The 16,993-nt window shown below is 49.7% G+C and carries 15 protein-coding genes; 13 read left to right on the forward strand and 2 right to left on the reverse strand.

Annotated features, from left to right (window positions below; all coding sequences use genetic code 11):
• The first annotated feature begins 75 nt into the window (after positions 1 to 75).
• On the forward strand, positions 76 to 414 hold the full coding sequence (locus GVJ32_RS04185; protein WP_159238811.1) for a DUF6489 family protein: 339 nt from the start codon (positions 76 to 78) through the stop codon (positions 412 to 414).
• 77 nt (positions 415 to 491) lie between these two features.
• Positions 492 to 2,078: a GNAT family N-acetyltransferase gene (locus GVJ32_RS04190; protein WP_159238812.1), complete on the forward strand. Its 1,587-nt coding sequence runs from the start codon at positions 492 to 494 to the stop codon at positions 2,076 to 2,078.
• A 91-nt stretch (positions 2,079 to 2,169) separates the two neighbouring features.
• Here GVJ32_RS04190 and msrA read toward each other — a convergent pair whose 3' ends face one another.
• Entirely contained in the window at positions 2,170 to 2,814 is a 645-nt protein-coding gene (msrA, locus tag GVJ32_RS04195; protein ID WP_159238813.1) for a peptide-methionine (S)-S-oxide reductase MsrA, read from the reverse strand.
• A gap of 214 nt (positions 2,815 to 3,028) precedes the next feature.
• Here msrA and speD point away from each other — a divergent pair, with 214 nt between their 5' ends.
• From speD to GVJ32_RS04225, 6 genes are all read left to right on the forward strand, one after another.
• Positions 3,029 to 3,484: an adenosylmethionine decarboxylase gene (gene speD / locus GVJ32_RS04200; protein WP_159238814.1), complete on the forward strand. Its 456-nt coding sequence runs from the start codon at positions 3,029 to 3,031 to the stop codon at positions 3,482 to 3,484.
• Entirely contained in the window at positions 3,477 to 4,325 is an 849-nt protein-coding gene (gene speE, locus GVJ32_RS04205; RefSeq protein WP_159238815.1) for a polyamine aminopropyltransferase, read from the forward strand. The genes speD and speE overlap by 8 nt, the downstream gene beginning before the upstream one ends.
• Positions 4,326 to 4,629: 304 nt before the next feature.
• Complete coding sequence (locus tag GVJ32_RS04210) at positions 4,630 to 6,885, forward strand: arginine/lysine/ornithine decarboxylase (RefSeq protein WP_159238816.1); 2,256 nt, start codon at positions 4,630 to 4,632, stop codon at positions 6,883 to 6,885.
• Between the two features lie 340 nt (positions 6,886 to 7,225).
• Positions 7,226 to 9,907 carry an OmpA family protein gene (locus GVJ32_RS04215; protein ID WP_159238817.1) on the forward strand — a complete coding sequence of 894 codons (2,682 nt, stop codon included), beginning with the start codon at positions 7,226 to 7,228 and terminating at the stop codon, positions 9,905 to 9,907.
• 62 nt (positions 9,908 to 9,969) lie between these two features.
• Positions 9,970 to 11,643: a ShlB/FhaC/HecB family hemolysin secretion/activation protein gene (locus GVJ32_RS04220; protein WP_159238818.1), complete on the forward strand. Its 1,674-nt coding sequence runs from the start codon at positions 9,970 to 9,972 to the stop codon at positions 11,641 to 11,643.
• 546 nt (positions 11,644 to 12,189) lie between these two features.
• On the forward strand, positions 12,190 to 12,372 hold the full coding sequence (locus GVJ32_RS04225; RefSeq protein WP_159238819.1) for a hypothetical protein: 183 nt from the start codon (positions 12,190 to 12,192) through the stop codon (positions 12,370 to 12,372).
• Here the strand turns inward: GVJ32_RS04225 and GVJ32_RS04230 are convergent.
• Positions 12,347 to 13,288 (reverse strand): type II secretion system F family protein, encoded by a 942-nt coding sequence (locus GVJ32_RS04230; RefSeq protein WP_159238820.1) that lies wholly within the window; start codon positions 13,286 to 13,288, stop codon positions 12,347 to 12,349. The genes GVJ32_RS04225 and GVJ32_RS04230 overlap by 26 nt on opposite strands.
• Before the next feature lie 126 nt (positions 13,289 to 13,414).
• Here GVJ32_RS04230 and GVJ32_RS04235 point away from each other — a divergent pair, with 126 nt between their 5' ends.
• From GVJ32_RS04235 to GVJ32_RS04255, 5 genes are all read left to right on the forward strand, one after another.
• The gene (locus GVJ32_RS04235; protein WP_159238821.1) at positions 13,415 to 13,897 is read left to right on the forward strand and encodes a DnaJ domain-containing protein; all 483 of its coding nucleotides are present in this window, start codon (positions 13,415 to 13,417) and stop codon (positions 13,895 to 13,897) included.
• Between the two features lie 81 nt (positions 13,898 to 13,978).
• A complete protein-coding gene (locus GVJ32_RS04240) occupies positions 13,979 to 14,332 on the forward strand; it encodes a hypothetical protein (RefSeq protein WP_103684298.1) in 354 nt (117 codons plus the stop codon).
• A gap of 63 nt (positions 14,333 to 14,395) precedes the next feature.
• Positions 14,396 to 15,283: a protease HtpX gene (gene htpX / locus GVJ32_RS04245; protein WP_159238822.1), complete on the forward strand. Its 888-nt coding sequence runs from the start codon at positions 14,396 to 14,398 to the stop codon at positions 15,281 to 15,283.
• Positions 15,283 to 15,927: a class II aldolase/adducin family protein gene (locus GVJ32_RS04250; RefSeq protein WP_159238823.1), complete on the forward strand. Its 645-nt coding sequence runs from the start codon at positions 15,283 to 15,285 to the stop codon at positions 15,925 to 15,927. The genes htpX and GVJ32_RS04250 overlap by 1 nt, the downstream gene beginning before the upstream one ends.
• Before the next feature lie 217 nt (positions 15,928 to 16,144).
• Entirely contained in the window at positions 16,145 to 16,942 is a 798-nt protein-coding gene (locus GVJ32_RS04255; protein WP_159238824.1) for a putative porin, read from the forward strand.
• Positions 16,943 to 16,993: the final 51 nt, after the last annotated feature.

Genomic DNA, 16,993 nt, shown 5'->3' on the forward strand with positions numbered 1-16,993 from the left:
AATGTGACTTGAGCACTAGCGTTCTCAAGCCTCTCAGTGACATACTGAATACAGACATAATACGGAGTTGAATGTATGAAAATTCATGTCGAGGTTGAAATCAGCCCGGAAGAAATGCGTCGTTTAGTCGGCCTTCCAGACGCTCAACCGCTTTGGGATGCTGTGTACAAACGCATAGGTGAAGGCGACTCAGAAATGATTCAACAAATGGCCAAGACGGCATTTACCGAAGGCATGAAAACCATCGACCTTTCTGCACGGGTATTAAAGTCCCTAAGTGGATTGGCCAGCAATCGCAAAGCCACAGACAAAACCACGACCAAAGACGACGCAGATAGCAGTGACGATACAGCGACAAAACCAAGCGCGAGAAAAGCGACATCGGCCCGCCGTAGCGCCTCCAGTAAAAGCTAGCTCCTTTACCACGCCAATCATTTACCTCTTAAATCTTACGCTTCAACCCAAATCATCAATTCGAGACTGGCATCACGATGGCAAACACAACACCGGGCAGCAAAAATATTGCTGCCTCTGGCAAAGTCCTGCGGGTTCGCACCGCAACGTTAGCGGATATTCCCGCTATTGCCGCGCTGTCTAAGCGCGTCTACACCGGCACCGGCATCGACCCCTATTCCCGCGCTGAATTACGCGGCCAGCTTAACAACTTTGCCGAGGGCAAGTTTGCCGTCACCCTCGACGACGAAATCGTCGGCTATTGCGCGACCTTCCGCGTAAGTGGCGAAGTCTGTTTAAAACCACATAGCTGGGCGGCAATTACCGCCAATGGCTACGGCACCCGCCACGACCCAGAAGGCGAGTGGCTATACGGCATGGAAGTGTGTGTAGACAGCAGTGTGCGCGGCTATCGCATTGGTCAACGCCTCTATAACGCCCGCAAAAAACTGTGCGAAGAATTAGGTTTAAAAGGCATTGTGTTCGTTGGACGCTTCCCAAGCTTGTCTCGCCGCATTAAGAAATACGGCAGCGCAGAAAATTATCTCGACGCGGTAGTAAACCAGCAAACCCGAGATCCGGTACTGTCATTCCAACTTCGCAACAACTTTGAAGTAATCGATCTGATGCCAAACTATTTGGTCGACGATAAAGATTCAATGGGTTACGGCGTGCATCTTGTTTGGCACAACCCTAAAGTCGAAACCGCCGCCAACGTCGCCCACACCAAACGCCACGGCGGCCGGCAACCCGACACCGTTCGCGTCGGCACCGTGCAATATATGCAGCGCCGCGTTACCTCCTTTGTCGAATTCATGTCGTTTATTGAATATTTTGTAGACGTGGTTGCCGACTATAAAGGCGACTTTGTGGTGTTCCCTGAGCTGATTACACTCCAGCTTTTATCCATAGAAGACCAAGAGCTAACGCCCATTCAATCAATAGAGGCACTCACCAAGTACACCCCGCGCTATGTAGAGGCGATGCAAGATTTAGCGGTTCGCTACAACATCAACATTATCGGTGGATCACATCCGACACGAGTAGCCAATGGCCGGGTCGAAAACATCTCTTACGTCTTCCATCGCGATGGACGCGTCGATGAACAAGCAAAAATTCACCCCACGCCAAATGAAGTGTATTGGTGGAATATTGAAGGCGGTAACGAACTACAAGTCATCGACACCGATTGCGGGCCCATCGGCGTATTAATTTGCTACGACTCGGAATTCCCCGAGCTAGGCCGTCACTTGGTAGACCAAGGTGCAGAAATACTGTTTGTACCCTTCTGTACCGACGAACGCCAAAGCTATATGCGGGTTCGCTATAGCTGCCAAGCTAGAGCAGTGGAAAATCAGGTGTATGTGGTGATGTCTGGCAATGTCGGCAATTTACCCAACGTCGCCAATATGGATATTCAATACGCCCAGAGCTGTATTTTAACGCCCTGCGATTTTCATTTTGCCCGCGACGGTATCGCCGCTGATACCACCCCCAATGTCGAAACCGTAGCGATCGCTGATTTGCGCCCAGAATCGTTACGGATCGCTCGCAACAGTGGCACGGTGCAAAACCTACGCGACCGCCGTCATGATTTGTATCAAATGAAATGGCGGGGGAATTAAGAGCTAAACGCTGGATGGGAGACGGGAAACGCAGCTATTAGATAGCCGCTTTTTTTGCGTCTTTCTGCCTCCCGTCAAGCATCTCCCGCATTTACAAACTACAGCTCACTCCTGTGCCGCCCAAACCACAGTAGCCACCGGGATTTTTATCAAGATACTGCTGGTGGTAGGGCTCGGCATAATAGAACTCGCCCGCCGCCACAATTTCTGTGGTTACCGCTGGCAGGCCCTCTTTCGCAAGGGCCTCTTGATACACCAATAAGGAGGCCTTGGCTGCTGCTTTTTGTTCTTCGCTAAAATAATAAATACCAGAGCGATATTGGGTGCCGACATCATTTCCCTGCCGCATCCCCTGGGTGGGATTGTGGCTTTCCCAAAAAAGTTTTAGCAAAGTTTGGAAACTGACTTTAGCGGGATCAAACACCACTAACACCACTTCGTTGTGGCCTGTCATGCCAGAACAAACTTCTTCGTATGTTGGGTTGGGAGTGTGACCGCCACAATATCCAACCGCCGTAGAATAAACGCCCTCCTGTTGCCAGAATTTACGCTCGGCGCCCCAAAAACACCCCAAACCAACAACCACCTGCTCCATACCTGCAGGAAATGGTGCTTGTAGCGGGGTATTTAGCACTGTATGTAATGCAGGAACATGCATTTTTTCTGTACGACCAGGCAAAGCCTGCTCAGCAGTAGGAATAACTGCCGGTTTACGATAACGATCAAACATACTCATTTTTGGGGCTCCTCTAAAACCATTCACAGCCGATCATTACTATGCCCTGATTACCCCGCACTCCGCCACCCCCAACAATTGCGAAAAAACACTGATGGCTCAAGGACTTTGCCATCGATACACAGAGGGATTTTTACGGGATTTTTTATTGCTATTTAAGATAAAACACGTTTAAATCGCCGGCTCTTTAACCAACGCGGAGGATTTATGCTAAATGAAAAGCTTAGATCATATGCCTTCTCTGGAGGCCGGCGCAGCCACGTGTAATCCGATTACACAGTCCGACGAAAATCTCGACCATCTCATTATTCGTAATGGCGTTGCTTACGCAGGCACGCATCTTATCATCGACCTCTGGGGCGCCTCCCATCTCGATGATCTCCCCCGCATGGAAAAAGCATTTATTGACTGTGTCAAAGAATGCGGCGCAACCTTGTTGCACATCCATATGCACCACTTTACCCCCAATGGTGGTATTTCAGGTGTTGCGGTATTAGCTGAATCCCACATTAGCGTACACACATGGCCAGAGCGCGATTACGCTGCCTTTGACGTCTTTATGTGTGGTGACGCCAAGCCCGAATTGGCCGTGGAAATCCTGCAAAAGGCCTTCACTCCCTCTCGTATAGAGCTCGGTGAAAACCTGCGCGGGAGAATGGACGATGTCTGAGTGGTTTGACGAAACACTCCACGACGCCTACCACCAAGGTTTTAAAATTCGCGAGGTCTTGTTTGAAAGCAAGACTGAGCACCAACACCTCATCATATTTGAATCTGGCAGTTTTGGCCGGGTAATGGCGCTCGACGGCATTATTCAGACCACCGAGCGCGATGAATTCATTTATCACGAGATGCTGGCACACACGCCCTTATTTGCTCACGGCAATGCTAAAAATGTGCTCATTATTGGCGGTGGTGACGGTGGTTTGCTGCGCGAAGTTTTAAAGCACCCCGAAGTCGACAGCACCGTGCAGGTTGAAATTGACCAAGCTGTGATCGACATGTGCGTAGAGTATCTGCCAAATCATTCTGCAGGTGCGTATAACAATCCCCGAGCGGAGATTGTTATTGGTGACGGTATCGACTACGTCAGTCAATGCGACCGTAAATTTGACGTTATCCTGTCTGACAGCACCGACCCTATTGGTCCCGGTGAAGTGCTATTTACCTCACCGTTTTATCAAGGCATTCAGCGCTGCTTAAAACCTGGCGGCATCTTTGCTGCCCAGAACGGCGTGGCCTTTATGCAGCCAGATGAAGTGAGTACCACCCACAAGCGCCTGTCGCCATTATTCGCCGATACGGCGTTTTATACAGCGGCAGTACCAAGCTATGTTGGCGGCGTTATGACCTTCGCTTGGGCATGTGACAACAGTGCAGCCCGCGAGCTAAAGCTAGATACACTAACAAGTCGCTTCATCAACAGCGGCATCAAAACGCGCTACTACAACCCAGCCCTCCACCTTGGTGCATTTGCACTTCCGCAATATCTTGTGGACAGTTTGGGTTAAATATCATTGCGCTGCGCATATACCTGCTGCAGCGCAATGATGATATACAGCGCTATAATTCAGCAACGAACCGACATCAAAATCACCCAATTCCAACAGTAAATTGCACCAGCATGGCTGACAGTTGTCACAGATTATTGTTAGGGTAGAAATATTACGGGACTAAACCGTAAAAAAGTTTCAAAATCAGCGCGCAACACAGCTCAGAGGTGGCAGATAGCAACAGCCACCTTCCTGAAAATAGATATGCAAACGAGCCCAGACAGACTCTGGGTATAGCCGAAAACCAACAATGGCCATATAAATGAAATTTCGTTTTCCCGTTGTCATTATTGACGAAGACTTTCGCTCAGAAAACATCTCAGGTTCAGGCATTCGCGATCTTGCCGATGCCATCAGCAAAGAAGGCATGGAAATAGTTGGGCTAACCAGCTATGGCGACCTCACCGCCTTTGCCCAGCAAGCCAGCCGCGCTTCGTGTTTCATACTGTCGATTGACGACGAAGAGTTTGGCGACGGCAGCGACGAAACCGTAAGTCAGGCACTGGAATCCATCGGCGAATTTATGACTGCGGTACGTCAGCGCAATACCGACATTCCGGTTTTTCTATACGGCGAAACTCGTACTTCACGCCACATTCCCAATGAAATATTGCGTGAGCTGCATGGCTTCATTCATATGTTTGAAGACACGCCAGAGTTCGTTGCTAGGCACATCATTCGCGAGGCCAACAAATATCTATCCTCGCTGGCACCCCCATTTTTTAAAGCTCTGATGAACTATGCGAGCGACAGCTCTTACTCTTGGCACTGCCCCGGCCATTCCGGTGGCGTGGCATTTTTAAAGAGCCCTGTAGGGCAAATGTTCCACCAATTCTTCGGCGAAAACCTGCTGCGTGCCGACGTATGTAATGCGGTAGAAGAGCTCGGTCAATTACTCGACCACACCGGCCCTGTTAGCGCCAGCGAAAACAATGCCGCACGCATTTTTGGCTGCGACCACCTGTTCTTTGTCACCAATGGCACCTCCACCTCAAACAAAGTCGTTTGGCACTCAACTGTTGCCCCAGGCGACATTGTAGTGGTAGACCGCAACTGCCATAAATCGATTTTGCACAGCATCATTATGACCGGCGCGATTCCCGTTTTCTTAATGCCTACGCGCAACCATTACGGCATTATCGGACCGATTCCTAAGAGTGAATTCGACCCCGCGGCGATTCGTAAAAAGATTGAAGACCACCCATTTGCGCGCCACGCCGAAGACAAAAAGCCGCGCATACTCACCATCACCCAAAGCACTTACGACGGCATTGTGTATAACGTCGAAGAAATCAAAGACATTCTCGACTCAACCATCGACACCCTGCATTTTGACGAAGCATGGTTGCCACATGCGGCCTTCCACACCTTCTATCACAATATGCACGCAATTGGCGCTGGCCGCCCACGCTCCGACGACACACTGGTTTTTGCCACCCAATCAACTCACAAATTGTTAGCCGGCCTATCGCAAGCCTCTCAAATTTTGGTGCAGGATGGCACCCAGAGAAAGCTGGACACTCACCGCTTTAATGAGTCCTATCTAATGCATTCATCTACCAGCCCGCAGTATGCGATTATCGCGTCTTGCGACGTAGCTGCGGCAATGATGGAGCCGCCGGGCGGCACAGCCTTGGTAGAAGAGTCTATTCTTGAAGCTTTAGACTTCCGCCGCGCTATGCGCAAAGTCGATGCCGACTATGGCGACGATTGGTGGTTCCGTGTGTGGGGGCCAGAAACCCTTGCCGAAGAAGGCATTGGCGACCGCGACGACTGGGTTATTCACTCGGACGACAGCTGGCACGGCTTCGGTGAGATCGAGTCTGGTTTCAATATGCTCGACCCCATCAAAGCGACCATTATTACCCCCGGCTTAGATGTCGACGGCAATTTTGATGAAGTTGGTATTCCGGCCTCCATTGTCAGTAAGTATTTGGCTGAGCACGGCATCATTATTGAAAAAACGGGTATGTACTCCTTCTTCATTATGTTCACTATCGGCATCACCAAAGGCCGCTGGAACTCCATGGTGACCGAGCTGCAGCAATTTAAAGACGACTACGATCAAAACCTACCCCTGTGGCGGGTGATGCCACAATTTGCAGCCAAATACCCACAGTACGACAAAGTGGGTCTGCGCGACTTATGCAGCAATATTCATAATGTTTACAAAGAATACGATCTTGCCCGCATTACTACCGACATGTATTTGTCTGAGATGGAAGCGGCAATGATTCCCGCCGATGCATGGGCGAAAATGTCTCACCGGAAGGTAGAACGTGTTGCCATTGATGAACTAGAAGGCCGAATTACAGCGATGCTGGTTACGCCCTACCCGCCAGGTATTCCACTGTTAATACCCGGTGAACGCTTTAACAAAACCATTGTTCGCTACCTGCAATTTGTTCGCGACTTTAACTCACGCTTCCCCGGTTTTGAAACCGACTGTCACGGCCTAGTTAGAGAGCGTGTTAACGGCGTAGACCATTATTTTGTAGACGCTGTTATTGATAACTAATTACGCTAGCGTTTTAAAATAATAAAAATAACACGAAGAGACGAAAGTCAGGAGTAGAGGTGATGAGACCGAAGCCACCTCTACTCCTGACTATCAAAGCTAAAAATCGATGTTAGATTTATCGGTAACAACTGCACAAGCCATAGAGTTTCGAAGAAACCTGTGATCCCCATCACAAAAAACCACACCTCATGACACAATATTCACACAATATGTGCTTATATTGAAACTATCATGCACTTATAATTCCGTCCGCAAACCCTACGCCGCACTTGATTTTGTTACCATTGGTAACTAAATGCATAGACATCGGATTCATTGACTACTCAGGATGAAAAATATGATGAATTTACGACCGCCCACAGGACTCGCGTCCGTAATCATATTATCGGCTGCAGCCAACCTAACAGTAAGCGCGCCCGTAAACGCACAAGAACTCACCAGAATCGTCAATATCGGTGCCTTACTTGCACCCAAGAACCCTCAAGGCGTCGCGAACAGCAAATCCATTATTGCTCCGATTACTAAACCACTAGGTGACTCACTTGCTCCTTTGGTAGACGCAATCGATATCGCACTCGACCCGCTTACCGATCCTATTGATGCTCAACTTGGCACGCCTTTGTTAGGCGCACTCGCCCCCCTCACAGATCCTCTACTCGGCGCACTGGTACCCGTTACTGACCCGATTGACGGCATTGTTGCGGATCTCACCGGAGGCAGCGTAAGCGACGCTTTAACGAATATCGACAAAAACACCACAGACGGCGATGGGATTGTCAACGATCTACTGGGTGGACCAAAAGTACCTGGCAGCGGCACTGAAGCGGGCGAGCTTTCTCCGCTTGGCTCTATTAGCGCCAGCTTGGGTGCAACGCTAGAACCACTTATTAACGCCCTCGACCTTGGACTCGACCCATTAACTGACGTGGTCGATGATCAACTGCTTGAACCCATTCTAGATGCCCTTGCACCCGGCCTAGACCCATTGCTTGATGCGATTGAGCCAGTAACCGACCCAGTAGACGGGCTAGTTGCCGACCTTACCGGCGGCAGTCTTGAAGACGCATTGACCAATATTGATGACAACACCGCCGATGGCAACGGCGTCGTTAATGACTTGCTCGGTGGCGAGTCTGCCAACAACGACAGTGGCACGGAGGCGGGAGAAGCCTCCATTCTAGCTCCCATTACCGGCCCACTTGGCGACTCACTGGACAACCTGGTTAGCGCTGCAGACATGGCTTTAGACCCAGTAACAGATGCCATTGATGACAATGTCGGCGAACCCTTATTAGATGCCCTGACGCCTATCACTGAACCGTTGCTTGCCAACCTCGAACCCGTAACTGACCCAGTAGACGGGCTGCTAGAAGACATCACTGGTGGCAGCGTCGAAGACGCGCTAACAAATAACGATGACAACACCTCAGACGGCGACGGCATTGTTAACGATTTACTCGGCGGCTCAAATACCTCTACAGCAGGTGACGGCAGCGAAACATCTCCTCTGAACACCATTACCGCATCGCTGGGTGACGGTATTTCAGACTTAATTGACACTATTGATACTGGCTTAGACCCTCTTACAGACGTCATTGACGATCAAGTTCTGGAGCCAGTACTCGACCAACTAGCCCCAGTAACAGATCCGATCTTAGCCGCGCTAGAGCCCGTTACTAATCCAGTAGACGGTATTGTTGAGGACTTAACCGGCGGCAGCCTTGAAGACGCGCTGACCAACGACGATGACAATGCCGCAGACGGCAACGGTCTAGTAAACGACTTACTAGGCGGTGGCAACGCTAACTCTGCCAGCGGCACCGAAGCTGGAGAAAGCTCTGCTCTCGAGCCCATCACCGGCCCACTTGGTGAGTCTATCGACAGCCTAGTCTCTGCATTAGATACCGCGCTTGACCCCGTCACTGATGCTATTGACGATCAAGTTGGCGAGCCATTACTAGATGCACTAAGCCCTGTTGTCGACCCACTGCTTGACGCAGTAGAGCCCGTTACCGACCCGGTCGATGGCATTGTAGCTGACCTTACTGGCGGCAGCGTCGAAGATGCGTTAACCAATAACGATGACAACACCTCAGACGGCGACGGCATCGTAAATGACTTACTAGGTGGCAGTGACGGCAATGGTGGAGAAACATCGCCATTAGAACCTGTTACCGAATTGGTTGGCGACGCGATAGCACCTATCATCGATAGTCTTGATCAAGGCTTAGACCCAGCTACATCAGTTGTCGATAATGAACTAGGTGAAACATTGCTTGACGCACTCTCACCCGTGACCGAGCCAATTCTAGACATAATCGACCCCATCACCAACCCACTTGACGGTGCAGTAGCTGACCTTACCGGCGGCAGCCTAGAAGACGCCCTCACGAATAATGACACCAATACCAGCGATGGTAATGGCATTGTAAACGACGCACTTGGCGGTGGCGGCAATAGCAACGGCGGTCTTGCGGGCGGCTTAGGTAATGGTCCATTTGATCAACCCGCTCTGCTTGCACTGCTAGATCGCGACAGCATGGACACCAATCCCAATAGTGACAACAGCTGTACCGACCTAGATATCGACGGTGTTTGCGACGAACAAGACGAATGTCTAGATACGCCCATCGGCAGTGCTGTACTTGCCAATGGTTGCCACTTAAGCGACGCCGCCCCGCTGCGCTTAAATGGGGTATTCTTCGAAACGAACAGCGCTATCTTAACCATTAATGCGACAACCATTTTAGACAAAGCCGTTGCGGTTATTCAGCAATCAGATGCTGAGAAAATTGAAGTGTCTGGTCACACTGATGCCATCGGCAGCGACAACTACAACCTGACGCTATCTCAAAATCGCGCGCAGTCAGTCAAACGCTACCTAACGGATCACGGCGTAAATGGCGAGCGCTTAGTTGCACAGGGTTACGGCGAAGCTAAGCCTCTTGCAAATAACGACACTACAGCTGGTCGCGCGGAAAACCGCCGCGTAGAACTGACCATCATCAACACTAAGTAATACAGACCTCAACGGCCCGCCATGTGGCGGGTCAATAGATTTTACTTTTTAGGGAGAGCACCATGGCAATCGATTTGCCCCCCGTAATGCCGCCACAACTCGCCACACCAGCACAAGCAAGCGCATACAGCGCCGTAGCTGCGGCAGAGGTATCAGCAACTATTAACGGCACCAATGTGCGAGTATTAGGTAACCGCTACCTTGCTGACAGTGACGTCAAAAACATCCTCAGCAGCGCAAAAACGCCTGCAGAAGGCATTATTAACCTCACTAAACGTTACTATCAAAGCGGTCACCTGCTGGTAAGAATTCGATACGCACGTGAAAACGACGGCGTTGTGGTCTTCGTTGAGCAGCTAACGCTATCTGAAATTCGCGGCGACGCGGACATTCGGCCGTATTTTGATGGTTTGGCCGGCGATACCGACCTGACTATTTCTGAATTTGATCGCGCGCGGATATTGGCAAATCTTAAAGCCGAACGCGGTGGCTACGAATACAGCATGTCTTACCAAGAAACTGGTAACAATGCAGTTGCGTTGGTAATGACTAAAACCGCTGTCGAAAACTACGACCGCACTGACTTTATTCTTGAAGCAAACAATAAAGGTAGTCGCTTCTTAGGCCGCTACTTCGGCTTGGCCGGTATCAAGCACGATTTCGAGAATGGCACCGAATTATCACTTGCCTACCAAACAACATTCACTGATTTAGGTGAATCGCGTGATGGCGATAGCCTAGACCAATTCAGCCTTAGCATAGACCACCCCTTCGTTAGCGGTCTTTACGGCATGGATCTGTCTTACGTTGAGTACAGTAGAGACCCAAGAGTCGCCCAAACCCAAACCGGCCTTTGCATACTCGGCTTAATTGGCTGTAGCACAAGCACCTCTATTACTACGGTTAATTTAGACGCCGAAATCCTGCAAGCGGCATTCAGAGGTGAACAAATTCTGTTCAGCGGCATAGATTCTCGTCTATCCGTTACCGAAAAAGTCGAACACATTGACTCTATCGTTGAGCAAGCCGGCACCAACGGCAAGCTGCTAGAAGAAACCTACCAAGTCGTCGATATCGGCCTGAAATACCAAAAAGCACGCTATAAAACCGAAGAACTGCCCGCGGCACAGCTAAATATGGGAATCAACTTCTTAGCGGGCTTCGGCGATGGCGGCACGCTCGACAACTACGATCAATATCAAGCAGCATTCGCACAACAGTTCCCCGGCACAATCGTACCTGACGTTGTTCCAGCTGCACGTACTGCTGAGTTCCTAGCGCTGCAAGCTAGCGCCCGCTATATGGTACAAGTTGCTGACAACACACTGTTGTCCTTTGCGGCTAACGCGCAATTTTCCGACGAACAAGTACCACAGCAGCAGCAATTTGTACTTGGTGGCATGAACACCCTAAGTGCTTATTTACCTGGTGTGCTCGTCGGTGACGAAGGTTATTACATAAACGCGAACCTGGAAAAGACCTTCAATTGGAACGAGTACAAAATTTCGCCGTCAATATTCGCCGAATACGGTGCTAGCTGGTTTAACAACACCAATAGCAGCTTTGGCGACACTCAGGCTATTGCGGATGCGGGTGTAAGATTACGGATCGAATTCTCCGACAATCTGTTCACAGAACTTGTTGCTGCACTACCTATCTACGACGACGTCACCAATAGCGACGACCTAGATGTATTAGAAGCTGACTTCTTCTGGCGAGTTCGCTTCACCTTTTAAGTAAGCCCCCGATAGTAGCTCGGCCCCTGTGCCGAGCTACTCATCCCACTACCCCGCAAAATTTATTTCAATCCCTTCGAATAAAAATGCTTTACTTACTGGCGCGAACTTTGCTAGCTTCGTAGTGTCTGATTTGCAAGCCCAAGATAGTTCTAGTAATTAATCCACGGGCTTACAGAATGATTTAGGCAATTGAAAATAGTCGTGTAAGGGCAGCAAAATCCTCGCAAAACCCCGCGTACTCTGGGTGTCGACACATTAAGTGTTAACACCAATAGTTAAGATCAATTGCTCAAGATACTATGGCTTTCTGCAATTTACCCCACCAAGGTGTACCAGAAGTCATCTATCTTGATGACCTCCGCGACTAAAAATTTCATAGTCGCACCATAATCGGTCAGTAAATCTCAGTGTTTTTATACAAAAAATAGTCTTGTCATAAGGCTGTCACAGACAACAGAGATAGTAGTCAACGGTAGTTAAATACCGACGTAAGACAGATAGTTGATGACGGAAGAAGGCGCAGAGAGCGCGAAGGAGAAGTAAATGAATAAGCAAAGTAATGATATGAATGTAAAAAATCTATGTAGTCGTAAATTGTGGGAATTATTGAAAAACGCCGAATGGCAGAGCAACACCGAACGTTTTGCAATTGAGAGCGAGTTATCTGATCGCCGTCACTATGTGAAAGAACTGGAACAGCTTAGCGGCCGAGAAACCATGCATTAAGCACGGCAATATACGGAAGCAAACCCAATAATAACCACGGTAAATAAGCAGACCAAAACGCCACCTGATCTTCACAAACGCGATGTATAGCCAAGCCCAACTGGGCTGGCACTTGCTTGGCATCACCCAATTTAGACACTGGCGGCAAGGTCACCCCCTCTAGAATTCCACTGCGTAATAACGCAGTGGAAAATAACTCCCCCCCTTCTACATCAGCAGCTAGTTTGTAATACCGACTATTCATTGTCGCCGGTGGCAGACGTCGAGCCGACTGTTTTAAGGCTTGTGGCAGACTAAAACCCGCGCCAATACAGTCCGCTATGTGATTCATATAATGATAACTTTGATACTGCATTAATGCTCTGCCCACCCCCGGCAAGCGCAAACCAAGCTCTACACTAGTCAGCCGAAGAAAGTGCGATCGTGAGGCCAGCTTCAAACCGCCACAAACCAATACAATCGGCAGCACGCCCAACAAGCTGACAAGGGTCGCAGTACCCAAATCAAAAGCCCCCGCCAGCAAGCCCCAAAGCGGTAACAGTACAGCGCAGACGACGGTGATCATCAAAGGCCAGCGCAAATAACGCCTAAAATTTTGCTGAAATTCCGCCTGCAAACGATAATGCTCCGCAAGACGCAAATACACTTTTGCAAGATTACCCACCGCCAGTCCCAGCTTCAGAAATTGTAATTCCCACTCAAGAAAAACACCGCCTTCCCGCAACTCGTCCATCACCACTCGCTGACCATTGGCAAACTGCGCCGCGACACTGTCTAACTGAGCGCGCTGCGCTGCCTGCTGCCCCTTACTTAACAGGGCGACGACCTGATCCCAGTTATTATCACCAGATTGACTAGCTTGATAGAGCGATTGGAAAAGCACGAAGCGCTGGGCGGGGGAAAATCCAGAGGCCATTTTTAAATCCATATCCGCGAGGTGGTCGCAATAGTGGGTATGTAACCCACAAGGCTATATACTTTAGCACAGCTGAAAACTGCGATGGCATGCATAACAACAAGCACCCTCGCTATAAGGATTAATATGATTATTCGTTTACTTTTTGCCGCCGTGGTTTTGTACGGTTTATATCGCTTTGTAAAACTTGTGCAGCTCAAACCCGCCAAAGAGCGGCGCGCCTATTACATGACACTCGTCATTGGCCTAGGTGCGGCGGCGTTGGTTTTACTATCGCTAACAGGGCGGGTGCCATGGATTGCCGGCGTTATAGGCGGCGCACTCCCCTTTGTGCGCCAACTAGCACTGAAATACGTCTACCAGCGTTTAGAGTCGAATAAACAAGAAAATAACAGCGGCAGTAACAAGCCAAAGACCAATACTGCGCCCATGAACAAAGCCCAAGCCCTTTCCACCCTTGGTTTAGAAGAAGGTGCCAGCAAAGACGACATCATTAGCGCCCACCGCAAACTCATGCAAAAGTTTCACCCCGACCGCGGCGGCAATGATTTCCTTGCCAGCCAAATTAATCATGCTAAAGACGTGCTACTAGACGAACAGCATGGATGAACAAGGCTCTGTTCAAGCTGAGCACCAAACGCGTTAAAATCACGCCCTAACATAAAATATTTACGACAATTTAAGGCACCAATGGCAACTGTATTTGTTATTCAAAATCAGCACGGACACTACCTCAGCAAACAGCTTGAATGGGTTGACGGCCGCGACAAACGTGTACTGTACCGCACGGTACACCGCGATGAGGCAATCAATGTGGTATTTGAACAAAGCAGCAAAAATATTGAGCTACGCGCCCATCCACTTGAATGCGAAACCGACGAAACCGCGCACCCAAAGGTTGAAGCTGGCCCGCCAATTATGAGCCAGCACGAAGATTTACTGGGCGACGCCGAAAACAACATCGACCAGCCAACTGAGCCTACACAGGAAGATTCCGAGAGCGATATTTCTGCAACAGATAAAGACGAAAATCTTATTCTGTAACTTGAAACTGCGAGCATTGAACTCCATCTAATAGGCAGTATCAATTAAACGGAAACCTAGCAAATGATGCGTCTCTTACTGTTCTTGGCCACCAATATGGCCATTGTTCTAGTAGCAAGTATTACCCTAAGCTTATTTCGTGTTGAAAGTATCATGGCCGAAAACAACATCGACCTAGATTTAGGCTCGCTCTTGGTTTTCTGCGCGGTATTCGGCATGGCCGGCTCGCTGGTTTCACTATTCATATCTAAGTGGATGGCTAAGCGTGCCACCCGCACCCAAATCATCACTCAGCCCAGTAACAACAATGAGCGCTGGCTGCTAGAGACCGTCGCCGAACTAGCTCAAAAAGCCGGAATCGGTATGCCGGAAGTCGGTATTTTTCCGTCGCCACAGGCCAATGCCTTTGCAACCGGCTGGAACAAAAATTCCGCTTTAGTCGCGGTGTCAGAGGGTCTGCTCAGACAAATGAAGCCCAATGAAGTACGCGCCGTACTCGCCCACGAAATTGGCCACGTCGCTAACGGCGATATGATTACACTGACCCTTATTCAAGGTGTGGTGAACACTTTTGTGATGTTCTTTGCCCGCATTATTGGCCATACCGTAGATCGCGCAGTATTTAAAACAGAGCGCGGCCACGGCATTGGCTTTTACATCACCACCTTCATTGCTGAAATGGTGTTGGGCATTCTCGCCTCAACCATTGTCATGTGGTTTTCGCGCTGGCGTGAATTCCGTGCGGATGCCGCTGGCGCAAGCCTAGCAGGCCGCAACGATATGATAGCCGCGCTTCAACGCCTGCAATCCCAACAGGAGTTGCCGGTCGATATGCCTGGCGAATTAACGGCTCTCGCCATCAGCAGCCAGAAGAAAACCGACTTAGCGGCTTTATTTAGCTCTCATCCACCATTGGAGAAGCGCATTCAGGCACTTAGAGACGCCGCCTAATGGAATTCCGTCAGGAGCGCGCTCAGCTCGTCGCTGCCTTGCACGACATGGCTAGCGCGCAACTTAGCCCTGGCGCCAGCGGTAATGTCTCAGTCAAGACCAGTGATGGCGGCATGCTAATTTCCGCCACCGGCCAAATTGCCGCCAATACACGTCCCTCTGATTTGGTCTATATCACTCCGGAAGGGGAAATTGCCAAGCAGCAATTAAAGCCCTCCAGCGAATGGCGTATGCATTGGCAAATTTATCAAGACCACCCCAATGCAGGCGGAGTGTTACATTGCCATTCCCGCTACGCCACTGTGCTGGCGTGTCAGCGCAGAGAAATACCGGCATTCCACTACATGGTCGCCGTGGCTGGGGGCGACTCTATACCCTGCGCACCCTACGCCCTCTACGGCAGTGAAGAACTGTCTCGTCTTGTTAGCGAAGCACTCCGTAACCGCAAAGCCTGCCTATTAGCTAACCACGGACAAATTGCCTATGGCAGCAACCCCGGCAAAGCGCTTGCCCTAGCAAAGGAAGTAGAAGCGCTGGCTGCGAACTATTTTTTCAGTTTACAGAGCGGTGGCCCGACCCTATTAAGCAAGCAAGAGATGGATGAGGTCTTAGCCCAATATCAACATTACGGCAGCCAAAAATAAATTATTTCCGGCCAAATTTACGGCAATAATACCAAGCTTGCCCCACTCCCTACGTCCAAACTACTGTGTTAACCTCAGTCGTGATCGCACCGAAATAACGCAAACGCATTATATTGGTGCATCTAAAATGGAAAATATAAAAACATCACACAATGGAAATAGCTGTGTCACAGACGAGGTTTATCGTAGTGATCAGTTCTTACGGGGAGTGACCAAAATGAAAAAGATTGTATTAGCAAGTGCCATCGCCTTGGCAACCGCAGGTCAAGCATACGCAGATTATCAATTTGAACTCGGCGGCGTTTACACAAGTGGCGAAATCGGCGGTACTGATTACGACGGTTTCGGCGTTGGTGGTGAATTCCACTTTGATAAGGTAGACACCAGCAAAGGACCACTCGCAGAAGCCAGCTTCCTCGACAAATCTTCTTTCGTTGATTTTTCGTTTCTTAGCGTTGAACCAGACTTTGCAGGTGCCGACGACATCGAAACCACCAATATTGGCGGTCGCTTTGTTACTGGTAGCAACCTCATCATCGAAGCAGATTGGTCAACCGTAGACACCGGTCTTGCAGACGTGGATACCATTCGTGTCGGCGTGGGTACCTATATAAACGACACAACTGATGTCGTTGTAAGCTACTCGACTGAAGACGACGACAATGCCGACGTAGACTACCTAGACGTTACATTCCATGGCGTGAATGCACTGAATCAAGGTGCGTCAGTTGGCTATGACGTAGCAGTCGGCTATATCGACACCGACGACGACAGCGGCTACCACATCGATGTTGGCGGCACCTACTACTTCAACAATATGTTTGGCCTTGGTTTAAGTGCCGGTATTACCGATGTTGGTGACTTCTCTAGCGACACTATCAGTCTAGATGCCAGCTTCTTCCCAAGCGCGCAGGTTGAGATTTACGCAAGCATCTTTGACGAAAGCACTGAAATCAATGGCGGCGGAGACGTCGACTCAGATGGCATCCTTATTGGTGCAGCAGTTCGCTTCTAAGCTCCTTGGCTGAAATATGCCAGAAAGCAAAGCCCCGTAGCACGAGCTAAC

This window comes from Zhongshania aliphaticivorans (assembly GCF_902705855.1).
Taxonomy (GTDB): domain Bacteria; phylum Pseudomonadota; class Gammaproteobacteria; order Pseudomonadales; family Spongiibacteraceae; genus Spongiibacter; species Spongiibacter aliphaticivorans_B.